The organism is Candidatus Cloacimonadota bacterium, assembly GCA_011372345.1.
In the GTDB taxonomy this organism is placed as follows: domain Bacteria; phylum Cloacimonadota; class Cloacimonadia; order Cloacimonadales; family TCS61; genus DRTC01.
The window spans coordinates 1-15,214 of the sequence record DRTC01000633.1 but is presented as its reverse complement, the minus strand read 5'-3'; the positions used below and the strand labels follow the sequence as shown (position 1 = coordinate 15,214).

The following is a 15,214-nucleotide window of genomic DNA, read 5'->3' as shown; positions in this document are numbered from 1 at the left end:
TGCTCGCTTCTTATCTGAAGAAGCGGGGGAGAAGAGTTTTTCTAACCCGCGAACCGGGAGGTCCGAAAATTTCTGAAGACATTCGGGAAATCCTTCTTAAAAAAGAAAATTCGGAAATGCTTCCTGAAACCGAGTTGTTATTGTACATGGCGAGTAGAAGTCAACACACTGGTGAATGGATAATCCCAAAATTAGCAGAAGGGATCATTGTTATTTCCGATCGGTATTATGATTCATCGCTTGCTTATCAGGGTGTTGCCCGGAAATTAGATATAAACATCATTGACACTATAACTACTTTCTCAACTTTTGGTTTGAAGCCGGATCTGACTTTTTTGATAGATCTTTCAGCAGAGATCGGCTTATCCCGTATCTTAAAAAAAAATGCTGACAGATTGGAACAGGAATCGCATGTATTCCATGAAAAGGTCAGGAAGGGATTTTTAGAAATTGCCGGAAAAGAAAAAGAGAGATATATTGTTATAGATGGGAATCTCACGATAGATGGGATTCATGAAGAGATTGTTAAAAGTATAGAGAATTATTTAAGCAAGACTTGAGTAGCAACGACAGAAGGGAGTGCGACTTAAGAATTGCGACATACTCGGTCAAATTGTTCTCAACTCGCATCCCGAAATCTTTCGGGACAAGTCGAGTCCAATCTAAAAAATGGAGAATTATTTAAGGAAGGCTAAAAAATGAAATTAAACAAAACTAAAAGGATAATAATTTCGGTCAGTATCATCAGCTGGTTTATCATTGCCCTGTTCATTTTACAGACAGCAACCGCATCTGCCAAAAGCGATGAATCACAGACGAATGTTTATAAAAAACTGAAGGTATTCAACGAAGTTCTGTTCAAGCTTCAGGAAAACTATGTCGATGAAATAGATATTTCGGATCTGATCGATTCTGCTATCGAAGGTATGCTCGAAGAAACAGATCCGCATACGAATTATTTTTCTCCCGACGAATTTGAGCGCTTCAGTTCCAATACCAAAGGTGAATTTGGTGGACTTGGTATTTCCATCGATAAAAAAGGAAAGTTCATAACCGTTGTATCTCCCATCGAAGGAACTCCTGCTTATCGGATGGGAATAATGGCAGGTGATAAGATCGTTAAAGTGGATGGTGAGAGTGTCATCGATGTGGACACTGATGAGTCGATCAAAAAAATGCGGGGTGAACCAGGGACAAAAGTTGTGATCACTATTGTGCGTCCGGGAGTAGATGAAGAACTGGATTTTGAAATTGTCAGAGAGATCATAAAAATAAAAAGCATACCTTATGCTTTCAAAATGGATAATGGTATCGGTTATGTCAGGATCAGGCAGTTCAATGCTAATACGACTGAAGAATTACGGGAAGAACTCGATAACCTGGAAGAACAGGGAATTCGCGGTCTCCTGATAGATTTAAGATTCAATCCGGGTGGTCTTCTAAATGAAGCGATCAATACGGTGAACGAATTTATTGGAAAAGGCAAAAGAGTAGTTTATACGAAAGGCAGAACTCCGAGAACGAATATGGAGTATTACACTAAATATAACAGGCTTCGTAGTGGTTACCCGGTGGTTGTCCTGATCAATGAAGCTTCTGCCAGTGCTGCCGAGATCTTTGCCGGTTCCCTGCAGGATTATGACAAAGCTCTGGTCGTTGGCAAGACTTCGTTTGGGAAAGGTTCTGTGCAGCGTCTGTTCCCGCTCTCCGACGGCAATGGGATCAAGATCACCACAGCTAAATATTATATCAATTCCGAAAGATGCATTCACAAGGATATCAATGACCGGCTTCTGAAGGGTGAAGATGTTACGGATGCAGATTTTGAACAGGCAGATGAAGATCATCTCAAGGATATTCATTACACTGAAAAAGGTCGGATCGTTTACGGTGGCGGCGGAATTAATCCTGATATCGAGATCGATCAGAGCAGGCTCTCTAACTTGGGACGAGAATTACGCCGGAAAAATACATTCTTTAATTATTCTGTCAATTATATGCTTGATCATGAGGATGAAGTAGCTTTAGATTTCCAGGCAGATGACAAGATCATTAAGGATTTTATGGATTATGCTCAAGCAGACAGTATCGAATACGAATTTGCGGAATTAGACAGCACTTATGATTGGATCGGAAATGAAATCACCTGGAATATCATCCAGAGGAAATTCGGTGACCTCGAAGGATACAAAGTCCTGATCAAAGAAGATACTCAACTCCAGGAAGCCCTGAAAATATTCGAGCAATACAATACTCTCGAAAAAATGTTCGTGCATGCTGAAGGTTTGAAGGAAAAAGTAGAATAGTTATCTGTTTGACTCGAAAGCGAAGCGTCGAGTCGAATCCGGAAGAGTAGTTCGGAACTTGTTCCGAACAAAACATTGTCATTGCAAGGTTTACCAGCTTCAGGCTGGTTTCTTCTTGCTGTTTCCAGCGAAGCAATCTCTTTCTTATCATTAAGGAAGAGTTGTAGATTGCTTCGCGGGTATTACTTTGTAAGATTCCTCACAATGACAATTTTAATTAGTTAAGTTATTGTTTTTCTACCTACTTTAATGGAGGAATCATGTTTAAACTTCTTTTAAGTCTTATGATTACTCTTTTTATAAATTTATTCTTATTCGCTGACGGCGTGCAACCCGCAGGTTCAGGAACAGATGAGGATCCCTATCAGGTTTCCATTCTGGATAATTTATTATGGATCAGCACTAATCCTGATTCGTGGAGTTGTCATTTTATCCAGACTGCTGATATCGATGCTTCGGAGACAGTTGATTGGAATGATGGGGAAGGTTTTTCATCTATTGGATCATTATATATAACACCTTTTATGGGCAATTATAATGGTCATAATAATACCATAAGCGGAATTTACTGTAATCGTGATACCCTTACTTCAGGATTTTTTGGATTTACATCAAATGCATTTATTGAAAATTTAAACATAATTAATGCTAGTATCAATGGTAATGGAAATTGTGGAGTATTAATTGGTTGGAGTGGAGGATCTGTTATCCAAAATTGCTTTAGTACTGGAAATGTAACAGGATCAACTTGGATAGGAGGTTTAATAGGAGATAACTCACACACCGATATTATTAATTGCGAAAGTAACTGCAGTGTTACAGGGAATACTTTGGTTGGTGGTTTGACTGGTTGGAATTATAACAATTCTTCAATTATCAATTGCCATAGCAATTCTAATGTTACCGGTTATCAATATGTAGGCGGAATGACAGGAAGAAATTTGATCGGATCAACATTGCAGAACTGTTTCAGTACGGGAGAAATTAATGGTAATAGTGATGTTGGGGGATTAGTTGGACTTAATGATTATGATTCTGAAATAGGATTATGTTTCAGTAATTGTGAGATTTATGGAACTTATCAAAGAATAGGTGGATTAGTTGGTTATAATAATTCAGTTATAAACAATTGTTATAGCAGGAGTAATGTTTCAGGATCGGGCTTTATCGGTGGTTTAGTAGGAAAAAGTTTTGGTGAAATAACAAATTGCTATAGTACTGGATATATGGATGGAGAGTATCAAGTTGGAGGTCTTATCAGTCTTGGTTCTGCTTTGAATTCTTTCTGGGATATGGAAACATCAGGTCAAACTACAAGCGACGGAGGAACCGGAAAAACAACCGCCGAAATGACAAATGTTGCAACCTACACAGACCTTTCCACTATCGGTCTGGACACTCCCTGGGATTTTGTGGATGATCCTTATGATGATACAGGCATTGAAGATATCTGGGCTATCAATACAGAAATAAATGACGGCTATCCCTACCTGGCAGACATTATTGTTGGAACGGATGACCATGAGATTGAAGAAACAACATCTGGCTCGATAATCAAAAACATCTATCCTAATCCTTTTAGCCAACAAACTACGATCAAGTTCAATATTAAGGAAACAGAAACTGCAGTTTTATCTATTTATAATATAAAGGGTCAGAGATTATTATCAAACAATTTTCAGGCAGGAACTCACGAATATCTTTGGAATGCAATAAACTATGCTTCCGGAATTTATTTCGTTAAATTACAAACTCGCAATTATTTCAAAACCGGTAAGATGTTGTTGGTTAAATAGGATATTCCTCAGTTCATCCCTTTTTTCCATTTTCCTTTCCAAAAAACCATAAACGCCCCGAAACTCGTCCTTAATATACTGGATGTAAACATTCTGTATATAATCGTAATTTATAAAAAACAATCTCAAGCTATCTTCTGCAATACATTCACATATTCTTTTCCGGATAGGGGTAAAGGTAATTGTTTTCCTTCCTGTTGATAGATTTCTATCATTTCACCAACGATCTCGCATAACTCGTTGAATACTTCTCGTGGATTATTTCCATGACATCCGCCATAAAACAATTCAGGACAACTACCGATATAACATTGATCCTTATCAGACCATTCGATAAGTTTAACATATTTATCAGCAAATTTCATTTTGCAACTTCCTCCAAAGCTAAACGCATAGCTTTTTCTTGATAATGTATTGCATCATCGCTTTTTTTCCCGGATATGGTGAGGTTTTGATACTTTGGGATGAACAAAATTCAGATGATTTCCCTTCCCACCTTTATTGATAAAACCTGCTTTAATTAATTCTTTAATGAGATATTTTATCTTTTTTGCCATTACTCATATCCATTTATTATTCATTTTCCCAAATATCTGAAAGTATTTTCCTGTCAAATGAAAATTCTTCATATCATTCCCTTCTTCCACTTCCCTTTCCGGTAAACAGTAAAAGCCCACAGACCGGCTAAAATATTACTGATCAGCATGGACCACCAGAGTGCATCATAAGGATAAGCAGCAAGCGGAATGGATAAAGGATAAAATATCTTGCGGAAGAAATCCGAATCAAAGAGCGAGAGTTTCAGGATATAACCTGATAAAATATAAACCAGCGGGATCCTGAAAAACCAGAGTCGTGAAATATTGAAGAGCATTGCCGGTCGGGTATGTCCCGAACCATTGAACACACCTATAAACACGAACAGTACTGCAAATACAGCCGCAGCAAAAGAAGTTATCCGCATCATTCTCCTGCCGATCTCGATCACCTCCGGATCATTAATATAAAACCTGATCAGCGAAGAACCGAATAGAAATACCAGAATAGTACCGGTTGTCATGATCGTTAATACAAGTGCAAAACTTACTTTCACGCTTTGAACAGCTCGATGAACCTTTTTAGCTCCCAGATTCTGCCCGATGATCGTTGCCAGAGCACTGCTGATTCCCATTGCCGGCAGCATAAAGAAATTGATGATGCGGTTTCCAATCGAGAAGGTGGAGATCACGACCGTTCCGAAAGTATTAACAAATCCCTGCAGGATGAGAAATCCGAAACTCGTTACAGAATGCGAAACCGAAGCCGGAATACTGATCTTGATGATCCTCTTCAGCATTTTTGGGTGCGGATAGATATCTTTCTTTTCAGGAACGATCGTGGGCATTTTCTTAAATAAAAATAAACTGCGATCCCAGCTGCGAGGATCCGCGCAATGAGTGTTGCCAAAGCTGCCCCGAAAGTTTCTAACTTGGGAAAGAAACCTATTCCGAAAATCAGGATGGGATCGAGAATAACATTCAAACCAACAGAAAATATCTGAATTTTCATGGGAGAGATCGTGTCTCCCAAACCATGCGAAAAACTCTGGTAAGACATAAAAATGAACATGAAGACAACACCGATTAGGATTACGGAAATATATTCAATTGCGATTGAAAATATCTCTGCAGGTGTTCTTAGCAAATAAAGTATCTCATCCAGAAAGATCAAGCTTCCGGAAATAAAGATGATGCAAAACAAGACCACGAGAATAATGAATTGTCCTACAACCTGCCTTGTTTTTTCTATTTGATTTGCACCTTTATATTGAGAAATGAGAGAAGTTCCGGCGATGACGAATCCAAAACCGAAAGAGGAAAGAAAAAAAATGAGAGGAAAAGCAAGTCCGGCAACGGAAACAGCACCTTTGGCATTTTCTCCCAGTTTTCCCAGCCAGAATGTATCTGTCAGGTTATAAAAAGTCTGCAGGAAATTGGAAAACATGATCGGTAAAGATAATTTAAGAAGATTCTTGAGCAAATTTCCTTGAGTTAGATCGAGTCCCGACTGTTTCATTTTTCTCCAATTTTTTAGGAGATTTGTTTTTATCCGGTTTTGAAGTCAAACCTTTTATAGAAAAACTTGCCAAATTTCAAAAATTTGGTAAGTTTAATAATTCGGAACTTATTCCGAGAAGCAATTTTATATTGATATTCTCTTTTCCATGATCCCGTGTCTAACAAATCACTGATTAAACGCAGAGCATAAGTAAAGAGCATTTCCGCGCAGGAGTTTAGGAATGAGTAATTTCGTGCATTTATTTTATCATCTCCTTGTGTCTTCGTGACTTTGCGTAAAAATTTCCAGAAAAAAAATTCCTTTTAATTTGACAAAAAACCAATAGATTGCAAAAATTAAATCATAAATTAGAGAGGATACTATGGCTGAAAAAAAGATAGCTTTTGGAATTATTACCAGAGAATTAAAAACACTATCTCCCTTGACAGACTTTCTCGATAATGCTCTGAAATATGGTCATTATATAGATAAATTGATTATTGGTTACCAGATATATGTTGATCCCGGAATAATAAAACATTTGGAAAAATATTGTGAAGTAATTCTTATTCAAAGAGGAAATTGTCCTTTCCTAATAAACTCGCTGAAAAAGTTAGGACTTTCCAATGAGGAAACAGAAATTCTATTAGCTACTCCTTTCCTGGAAAAATACGGAATGGTCGCTTACGGAACTTCTCGGAATTATAATCTTTTAACCGCAATATTCTCTGATATCCGCTACCTCTATTTTTTCGATACGGATATTTTTCCAAAAATATTGAATCGAAACGAAAAGAATGAATATTTTTTTGAAGACATTGATTTTGTCGGTTCACATCTGAAATATCTAAAGCAAAGCGAAGATGTAGTCGTTACGACCAGCGATTATACAGGATATTACATCATTCCGAGAATGGATTTTCCTGACTTGGAAAAACTGCTGGTGGGAGTGCAGAAAGAAAATAGTTATGAATATATCAAGACAGTTGATTCACCGGTAGTTCAGGAACAATATCTAAAGAATATCCGTCCGACAAATAAAATTCTGGGTGGTAATCTGGCGATCGATCTAAACAAGATCGAGATGTTACCTCCTTTCTTTTCCACAACTCTCGTGATCGATGACGAATGTATCAAAGGCAGGGGAGAAGACACGCTTTTCGGTCCTTTGATCAATAAAAGCAACGGTCTCTGCCTGGATATCGATCTGCTGATCTTCCATAACTGTTTTGGAGATTTTCCACACAAACCGAAGATAACCATTCAAAAAAATATCGATAGATTTTATTATGCCTGTATGGGATGGATCATCCGTAATCCTTTTTATAACTGGCTCCATTCAGAGTATATCAGGGATTTGGAAAAAGTAGAGACAAAACAACGACTGGAAGCATTAAAGATCGGAAGTAAAGCTGCTGCCGAATATTTTATGGATAAAAGATTTCTCAAATTACCAAGAGCTTTTGAAATGGCTTATACGAAACTCGATCAGGATATCGAATATTTCAACAGGTTGATGGAAACCTGGGATAAAATGAAAAGATTATTGAAATAAGATTGTTATTAGTTTTCTTTGAACATTTAATTAATGTGTTCGTTTTGTTTGTATTGCCTGCCAAGGCGCAGCGGAGCAAAGTCTGGTTCGATGCTAAAATAGGAGAAAAAAAATGAGAACTTATATGGTTATTCCAACTTACTGGTCTGGTCCTGACGGAGAATGGAAAGAAGGAGATGCTGTTTACGATCATGCAACTCCGCTCAATGAAGACGGAACTTTGATAAGAGCTTTAAGATCACTGCAAATTCTCGATGATAAGAATTTTACTTTGATCATTCTCGCAACAGTCACCAACAATGAATATGTAGATGCAATGGAGAAAAAACTAAAAAAAATGCTCAAGGAAACTGAAATTCCGGTTAATACGATCTTATTTACTGAAAAGAACCTGCGAGCTTTGAAAAAAGAACTTTATCGAGATTTGGATCTTCCTGATGTTTTAGCATTACGAGGTTATTCTAATATTAGAAATCTCTGCCTTTTCATTCCTTATATACTGGATGCTGAAATTGCTGTTCTTATAGATGATGATGAAGTCTTTGAGGATCCTGCTTTTATAACCAAAGCCAAAGAATTTATCGGGAAAAGGTTTTATGGAAATACGATCGATGGAGTTGCCGGATATTATTTGAATGAAGACAACGAATATTATGATAAAGTCAACATTGTACCCTGGATGACATATTGGGATCGCTTCGGCGGAAAAAGAGAAGCCTTTGATAATATTATCGGAAAAGAACCTCGTTTGAAGAAAACACCTTTTGCTTTTGGGGGTGCAATGGTCATTCATCGCAATTTGATGAGGATCGTTCCTTTTGATCCCAAAGTTACTCGGGGAGAAGATACTGATTATGTCATTAATTCCCGTATCTTCGGATTTAATTTTTTTCTCGATAATGAATTAGCGATCAAACATCTTCCACCTCCCAAAAAACATCCGGTCTGGAAAAGATTCAGGGAAGATATTTTCCGTTTCCTATATAATAAATCAAAATTTGATAACCAGTCTCCAAATACAAATCTGCACGAGATCAAACCGGAAGATTTCGATCCTTATCCGGGGCAATTTATGAAACCTGATCTCGGTGATAAGATCTTCAAAACAAACATTATTCTCGCTTTGAATTACCTTGCAGATGGAGATGTTCAAGCCTGCAAAGAAACGATCAACAATATTTATCTCGCCCGTTATGATGCGATTCCGCATTACAATACATACTCCACTTACCTGGAATTTCAGAAAAAATGGCGGAAATTATTGGAACACACGAAAAGTTTCGGAAGCGTGCTCAAGGATATCATTCTCGAGGGACAGATCATAACTTTTGATAAATATAGTTTCCAGAAGAAAAAATTATTGGAACAAACTCATATCAAAAAAGAGATCAAACTGGAAGACATCGATCTTTTCAAGCAATTTACCAGGAAAGAATTAAGAAGACTATTCTTTATTTCTGAAATAATCAACTTAGGGAAAAATGAATTTGTATTCAAAGTGGGAGAGGAAAAAAGCTGCATTTTCATAGTATTGAATGGAGTGCTGCATGTTTTCAAGAAGAATTCCATGACCGGAGAAGAACTTCTCGTTACGGAAATAAAACAGGGAGAGCATTTTAATGAAACATCCCTTTTTCTTTCAGAACCACACACGGTTTCCATTAAAGCTGTAACTTCGGTCGATTTGATGATGATCAAAAAAGAAGAATTGATGAATATCATTAAAGAAAATTCCGAACTTTCCTCTAAAATCCTCTGGATCATCTCCAAAAAATTAAGCCAGAGATTGATCCAGACAACAAAGAAATTCTCCGATTCTCATGAACAAACTTCCGATGTTTCCGATATTTTTTAAAAAGAAATTAGCCACGAAGTTCGCAAAGAAGCACGAATTTATTTTTATTATATTAGGTGAACTTGACTCGTAACGAGGTGCGAGACGAGAACAAGCGATCTAAAAACATTCGCAATTCTCGACTCACATTCCCTTCGGTCATTGCGAGTCAAGTCTTGCTTAATTATCTTTGTGTCACTTCGTGTTCTTTGCGGCTACAAAAAAAGGAGTCAAACCATGAAAATATTATTAATAAATCATTTCCCTCTGCAGGGTTCCGGCAGCGGGATATATACGATGAACATAGCTCAGGAACTGGTTAAAAAAAAGCACGAAGTGCTGGTCATCGACATCGATAATCAACTCGATACAAATGATTATCCCTTCCAGAGAAAAACAATTATGTGCGACCAAACAAAAAATGATGATCCCGACCTGAAATTCAATTTTCCCTGCTTCACGACGCATCCCCGCAGCACTTTAACTTATTATGACCTATCAGACGAACAGATGCAGGATTATATCCAAACATTTATCAGAACTACTAAAGAAGTTGTAGAAGATTTCAAACCCGATGTCATTCACGCTCAACATTTATGGATCACTCCTTATGCTGCTCTGAAATCCGGAATTCCGTATGTGATCACGGTTCACGGCACAGATCTGATGGGTTTTGAAAAAGATGAAAGGTATCACAAATATGCAATCGAAGCTGCTGATAATGCAAAAAAAATCATAACCATTTCACGACAGGTTCACAACAAAACTCTGGAATTGTATAAACTCCCGGAAGAAAAATTACAACTTAATCCCAATGGTTTTGACGAGAATATCTTCAAAGTAAAAGAAATAGATAAAAAAGCACTTTTCCAGCAATTTGGGATAAATACTGTTCCCGGAAAGCTCGTTAGTTTTGTTGGTAAATTCACTGATTTCAAAGGGATCGATGTTCTCATTAAAGCTGCTCGTATTATTTCGGATAGGATCCCGGAAGTAATGTTCTGTCTTGCCGGAGACGGACAACTGCGACAGGAAATGGAAAATCTTAAATCAGAATTGAAACTCGATAATGTCTATTTTCTCGGTCATCAAAACCAGGTCGATGTAGCCTCCCTTTATAATGCAGCTGATGTTTCCGTAGTTCCTTCCCGTATCGAACCCTTCGGACTGGTTGCGATCGAAGCACTTGCCTGCGGAACTCCGGTGGTAGCAACAAATGCCGGAGGTTTACCGGATTTCATCAATGATAAAGTCGGGCAGCTCGTGGAAATGGAGGATCATCAAGCATTAGCAAAGGCTATCATCGAAGAGCTGAAAAATAACACTAAATTGACCAAAGGAAAATATGCAGAAAAATATGCTGAAGATTATTCGTGGAATAAGACTTTGCAGAAGGTGATAGATATCTATAGGAAAGCGATTAATTAATTATAAACTTGCCAAATCTCAAAGATTTGGCAAGTTTGTTAAGAATTAAAAAGGAAGAAAAATGAAGATCAAACGAGATTATGACAGGATTATCGATGAGATAAAGAAGATCGATGTAGATTTTTTATTTGGGTATTGTAAGAGATGTATTCAAACTTGAAGACCTGATCAAAGAATTTCCAATGTATAAAGATTTAAATTGGTCTGATATTTCTTATAATATAATTAATAAATATCACCACATCGTTTACACTTTTTTCGTGCATTATTCTGGTTCTTTTTTGGCAATACGAACTTGTCATTAATTACTCTAACTATATGATTTATTTGATTTTAAAACAGTTCTCAAAGGTCATTCGGACTGTTTTCAAATCAAATAAATCGTCTCCAAAAAGTGTTAACGATGTTATGATATATGTCAACTACCTTTTATCCAGCATCGAGAAACTGGAAGAACAAGTTGCTATCTATGAAGAAGAGAAAAGACTCAATGAAGAACTCTCCGAGAACATCGATATCAAAGAAAAAACGGTTCAGAAGCAGAAAGACAAGCCTGAATATACGAATATTGTGGTGCTGGGAGGAAGATGGACGAGTGATAACAGGAAAAAGATCATCCAATACCTGCCGGATAACGAGATAGAATTCATCGAAGCGGATAAAACCCTCCGTAATTTCGATAAGATCGCAAATTCCGATATCATCTTTTTCGATACGAGTTATGACGGGCATTCTTATTACTATAAAGTGAAGAAATGCAGAGGGGAATTTTATCATATAAATGCTTCCAACTTAATGGATTTCGAAAAGATCTTCGAAAGTGAATAGGAATCCCCTTTAGTTACCACTGATAAGGGATGTTATCAGGAATAAAAAAATATTCTACAGTATAACTCTGCAAGAGTTTAATACATATAGCCGGAGGTGAAACTTCCGGTAAATGTTCACAGAGAGAAAACAACTCTGAAAGAGTTGAATAAAAAATAATTGTGATTTAATGGTTTTCTGAGATGAAAAATCTATTATAAGGATGAGCAAATGTCGAAAAGGAACTATATTCCCCATTCTGATCTTTCATTTAAGAGTTTTTCATCCAGATTATCCCATAGAATTAAGGAACTGCAGACTTTATAGGTTTAAGCGCGGATAAAGTACAACGATTAGAGGAAAAAACAGCATTATTTGCAGAATCTCATTCTAATCTTATGAGAGCTAAAGACCAACAACAAGCAGCAACTGCAGCTAAAAATACAGCCCGGAATGACCTGGAGAAATATATTCGAATGATTTCCCGGATAATTCAGTCGAATCCTGATGTTACTGCTGGTATTTTGGAAAGTATGGGCTTGCCGGTGAGGGATAAAGTGCGTTCTATCGTTAATCCGGAACAACCGGCGGATTTAGTTGTACATGCTTCTCCTGACCTGGACAAGCCAGAACCAAAAAGGACTCACCGCAAAGACGCAAAGTCGCAAAGTTCAAAAATACAAATACAAATGTTTTGCTAAAAAAACACGAATATTAGAAGTAAGATACTAAAGGATATTCTAAACTGAAATGGAAAGCCGGTGAAAATAAACCCGGTGTTATGTATGTTATTGAAGCACTTATCGGAGATACTAACGGTTTCCAAATGGTCGATGTTGTAACAGATACGAAATATATTCACAAAGGGCAAACTCCAGGTGTTATGATTGTTTATAGAGTCAGAGCAAAAAGAGGAGATAATCTGAGTATTCCATCCAATGAAGCTGCGGTTTACGAATAAAATAAACATTTCCTTTGACATAAAACCATTATAAATTAAATTGTAATTAGTCCTTTTTCAGACGCATAAAGGGGGTGACCAGGTTTCGACAGGGATAAAGGGGATCGTCGATGCATGTCGAGGAGATTACCTGCTCGTTAAAACGGTGATAACTAAATTTAATCGCAGATTACGATTACGCATTGGCTGCGTAATAAGTAACCACATTCTTTGCCTGTTTCGCTGTTAGGACTGCAAAAGAATGCCATTTATAACAGCTATAAACGGCAGATGTCTATAATGTCGTTCGAAAACTTATAGGCTGGCTTTCTGTCCGGTTTGACTGTTCTTCCTGTAGAAAGCGAGATCAAAAACAGCTAAACATGTAGATTCGGCTTTTGACTTATTTCTGGACGCGGGTTCGATTCCCGCCACCTCCAGTCTTCGTTTGAGCAGAGCGAAAACGAAGACTGTCACGGCGTAGTGCAACGAAGCCGGACAACCAGCTAAAGATTAAACTCATATTTTGCTCAAACTACGCCTTGGCACGCCAATTAGATTGAAGATTTAATATTCAAATTACTAACAGGAACAGTATTATGGAATTATTTGATATACTAATTATATGGTTAAGTCATGGATTAATTTGTGCTTGCTTATCAAGTTTCATTTCAACATAAAAAGGTTACAGCGGAGCAACCTGGTTTTTTATTAGTTTAATAATTGGGATATTTGGATTAATTGCTGTTACCGGACTTCCGGATAAAGAATTAAAAGAATTACTAAAAGGATCACAGCAATTTAATTGTGAAATTGATTTCAAACTGAAGAAGATTTTGTATTTTTTAGAAGAAAAACTAATAAAGGATAAAAAACTTAATCAAAAAAATGGGAAAGAGCACATCGCAAAGAAATGAATTCAATAAATCATAAAAATTTGCTTATTAAGCGTATGCTTTAACTAATGAAATTCTTTTATGTATATATTCTGCAAAGCATAAACTTTCCTGATAGACACTATACAGGCTTCACAGAGGATTTGCTTTCCCGTTTAGAAAAACACAATTCAGGACAATGTCCTCATACTTCAAAATTCAAACCATGGAAAATTAATACTGCAATTTCTTTTGATTCCAAAGAAAAAGCTATGGATTTCGAGAAATATTTGAAAAGTCATTCCGGAAGAGCCTTTGCCAAAAAACATTTTTAACAGCCAGCAGGTAAGCCCCTGAAGGTCCGAAACAGACCTCTGCTGAAATTGCTAAATTAAACTAAATATTGGGATGCCTGCTGGTTTTTTTTATTTATGAGAAAATAATCTATGAAATGCATTGGAGCACATGTCAGTATTGCCGGAGGAGTTGAGAATGCTCCTCTAAATGCGGAAAAAATCGGTGCGAAAGCGTTTGCTCTTTTCATCAAGAACCAGAAGCAATGGAAAGCAAAACCTTTTACCGACAAAAATATAGATGAATTCAAAGAGAATTGTAAAAAGTTCGGATATAAACCGGAAAATATTTTACCGCACGATGGCTATCTAATAAATCTCGGACATCCGGAAAGGGAAAAACTCGAAAAGTCAAGAACTGCTTTCCTGGATGAAATGCAGAGATGTGAACAACTTGGTTTGAAATATTTGAATTTCCATCCGGGAAGCCATTTACGACAGATATCCGAACAGGAAAGTCTTGATCTAATTGCAGAATCAATAAATATATCCATCGCTAAAACTTCTTTTGTGATCCCTGTTATTGAAAATACAGCAGGTCAGGGAAGTAATATAGGTTATAAATTCGATCATCTTGCTTACATAATTTCTCGAATCGAAAATAAAGATAGGATCGGAGTTTGCATCGACACCTGTCATTTATTTGTCTCCGGATATGATTTTAGAACTAGAAAAACTTATGAAGATACATTCGAGGAATTCGATAAAATCGTAGGTTTTAATTATCTGAAAGGCATGCATCTGAACGATTCCAAAAAAGAACTGGGAACACGAGTCGATAGACACGAAAGTATCGGCAAAGGTTTTATCGGTATCGAAACTTTCCGATTTATTATGAATGATGATAGATTCGAGGAAATACCTCTAATTTTGGAAACTCCAAATAGTGATATCTGGGCGGATGAGATCAAGATACTTTATGGTTTGAAGGGATAGATGGCAATGATAATGTATTTTTAGTGTATTTATCTGAAAACTAAAAATCGAATAATTTCAAAATAGAACTCTGAAAGAGTTTAATATTAATAACCACAAGAAAATCTTGTGGATTGCGATTTCAGGAAAAAAACAACTCTGAAAGAGTTGAATATCGGTAACAAGTTCATAATTGAGAGGAAAGTTTTTTTATTCAATCCTTTCAGGATTGGATCAGTTCGGTCATCTCTTTTCCAGAGATTCCATCTCTGGTTATTAATATTTAATCCTTTCAGGATAAGTAGATGTTGGTTCTTTTTGATAAGCGGATGTATTTCACCACTCTTTTTCAAGCGCATTATATTCAT

The 15,214-nt window shown here is 36.8% G+C and carries 12 protein-coding genes, 1 other RNA gene and 2 pseudogenes; 12 read left to right on the top strand and 3 right to left on the bottom strand.

All coding sequences use genetic code 11. The features are described from left to right. The 3 genes from tmk to ENL20_12140 form a co-directional block, all read left to right on the top strand. The coding region (tmk, locus tag ENL20_12150) for a dTMP kinase (GenBank protein HHE39304.1) at positions 1–560 on the top strand (560 nt) is incomplete at its 5' end. Positions 561–698: 138 nt separating this feature from the next. Further along, the gene (locus ENL20_12145) at positions 699–2,306 is read left to right on the top strand and encodes a S41 family peptidase (protein HHE39303.1); all 1,608 of its coding nucleotides are present in this window, start codon (positions 699–701) and stop codon (positions 2,304–2,306) included. 260 nt (positions 2,307–2,566) lie between these two features. Then, the gene (locus ENL20_12140) at positions 2,567–4,102 is read left to right on the top strand and encodes a T9SS type A sorting domain-containing protein (GenBank protein HHE39302.1); all 1,536 of its coding nucleotides are present in this window, start codon (positions 2,567–2,569) and stop codon (positions 4,100–4,102) included. 125 nt (positions 4,103–4,227) lie between these two features. Here the strand turns inward: ENL20_12140 and ENL20_12135 are convergent, their stop codons facing one another. The 3 genes and pseudogenes from ENL20_12135 to ENL20_12125 all read right to left on the bottom strand — a co-directional run bounded on the left by ENL20_12135 (position 4,228) and on the right by ENL20_12125 (position 6,157). Continuing rightward, positions 4,228–4,467, bottom strand: coding sequence for a type II toxin-antitoxin system HicB family antitoxin (locus tag ENL20_12135; protein ID HHE39301.1), 240 nt, complete (start codon positions 4,465–4,467; stop codon positions 4,228–4,230). Continuing rightward, a pseudogene (locus ENL20_12130) lies at positions 4,464–4,659 on the bottom strand (hypothetical protein). The gene ENL20_12135 and the pseudogene ENL20_12130 overlap by 4 nt, the downstream one beginning before the upstream one ends. A 68-nt stretch (positions 4,660–4,727) precedes the next feature. Beyond that, positions 4,728–6,157, bottom strand: a pseudogene (locus tag ENL20_12125) (MATE family efflux transporter). Between the two features lie 364 nt (positions 6,158–6,521). On the opposite strand from ENL20_12125, the gene ENL20_12120 reads away from it, so the two are divergent. From ENL20_12120 to ENL20_12080, 9 genes are all read left to right on the top strand, one after another. Next, positions 6,522–7,694: a hypothetical protein gene (locus ENL20_12120; GenBank protein HHE39300.1), complete on the top strand. Its 1,173-nt coding sequence runs from the start codon at positions 6,522–6,524 to the stop codon at positions 7,692–7,694. 112 nt (positions 7,695–7,806) lie between these two features. After that, positions 7,807–9,549, top strand: coding sequence for a Crp/Fnr family transcriptional regulator (locus ENL20_12115; protein HHE39299.1), 1,743 nt, complete (start codon positions 7,807–7,809; stop codon positions 9,547–9,549). Between the two features lie 216 nt (positions 9,550–9,765). Then, complete coding sequence (locus ENL20_12110) at positions 9,766–10,956, top strand: glycosyltransferase family 1 protein (protein HHE39298.1); 1,191 nt, start codon at positions 9,766–9,768, stop codon at positions 10,954–10,956. A gap of 408 nt (positions 10,957–11,364) precedes the next feature. Then, positions 11,365–11,784, top strand: coding sequence for a hypothetical protein (locus ENL20_12105; protein ID HHE39297.1), 420 nt, complete (start codon positions 11,365–11,367; stop codon positions 11,782–11,784). A 377-nt stretch (positions 11,785–12,161) separates the two neighbouring features. After that, positions 12,162–12,464, top strand: a complete 303-nt coding sequence (locus tag ENL20_12100) for a hypothetical protein (GenBank protein ID HHE39296.1) — start codon at positions 12,162–12,164, stop codon at positions 12,462–12,464. Between the two features lie 80 nt (positions 12,465–12,544). Then, positions 12,545–12,724, top strand: coding sequence for a hypothetical protein (locus tag ENL20_12095; protein ID HHE39295.1), 180 nt, complete (start codon positions 12,545–12,547; stop codon positions 12,722–12,724). Between the two features lie 70 nt (positions 12,725–12,794). Next, positions 12,795–13,146, top strand: a transfer-messenger RNA (tmRNA) gene (ssrA, locus tag ENL20_12090). Positions 13,147–13,667: 521 nt separating this feature from the next. Beyond that, positions 13,668–13,913 carry a GIY-YIG nuclease family protein gene (locus ENL20_12085; protein ID HHE39294.1) on the top strand — a complete coding sequence of 82 codons (246 nt, stop codon included), beginning with the start codon at positions 13,668–13,670 and terminating at the stop codon, positions 13,911–13,913. A gap of 111 nt (positions 13,914–14,024) precedes the next feature. Further along, on the top strand, positions 14,025–14,867 hold the full coding sequence (locus ENL20_12080) for a deoxyribonuclease IV (protein ID HHE39293.1): 843 nt from the start codon (positions 14,025–14,027) through the stop codon (positions 14,865–14,867). Positions 14,868–15,214 lie beyond the last annotated feature (347 nt).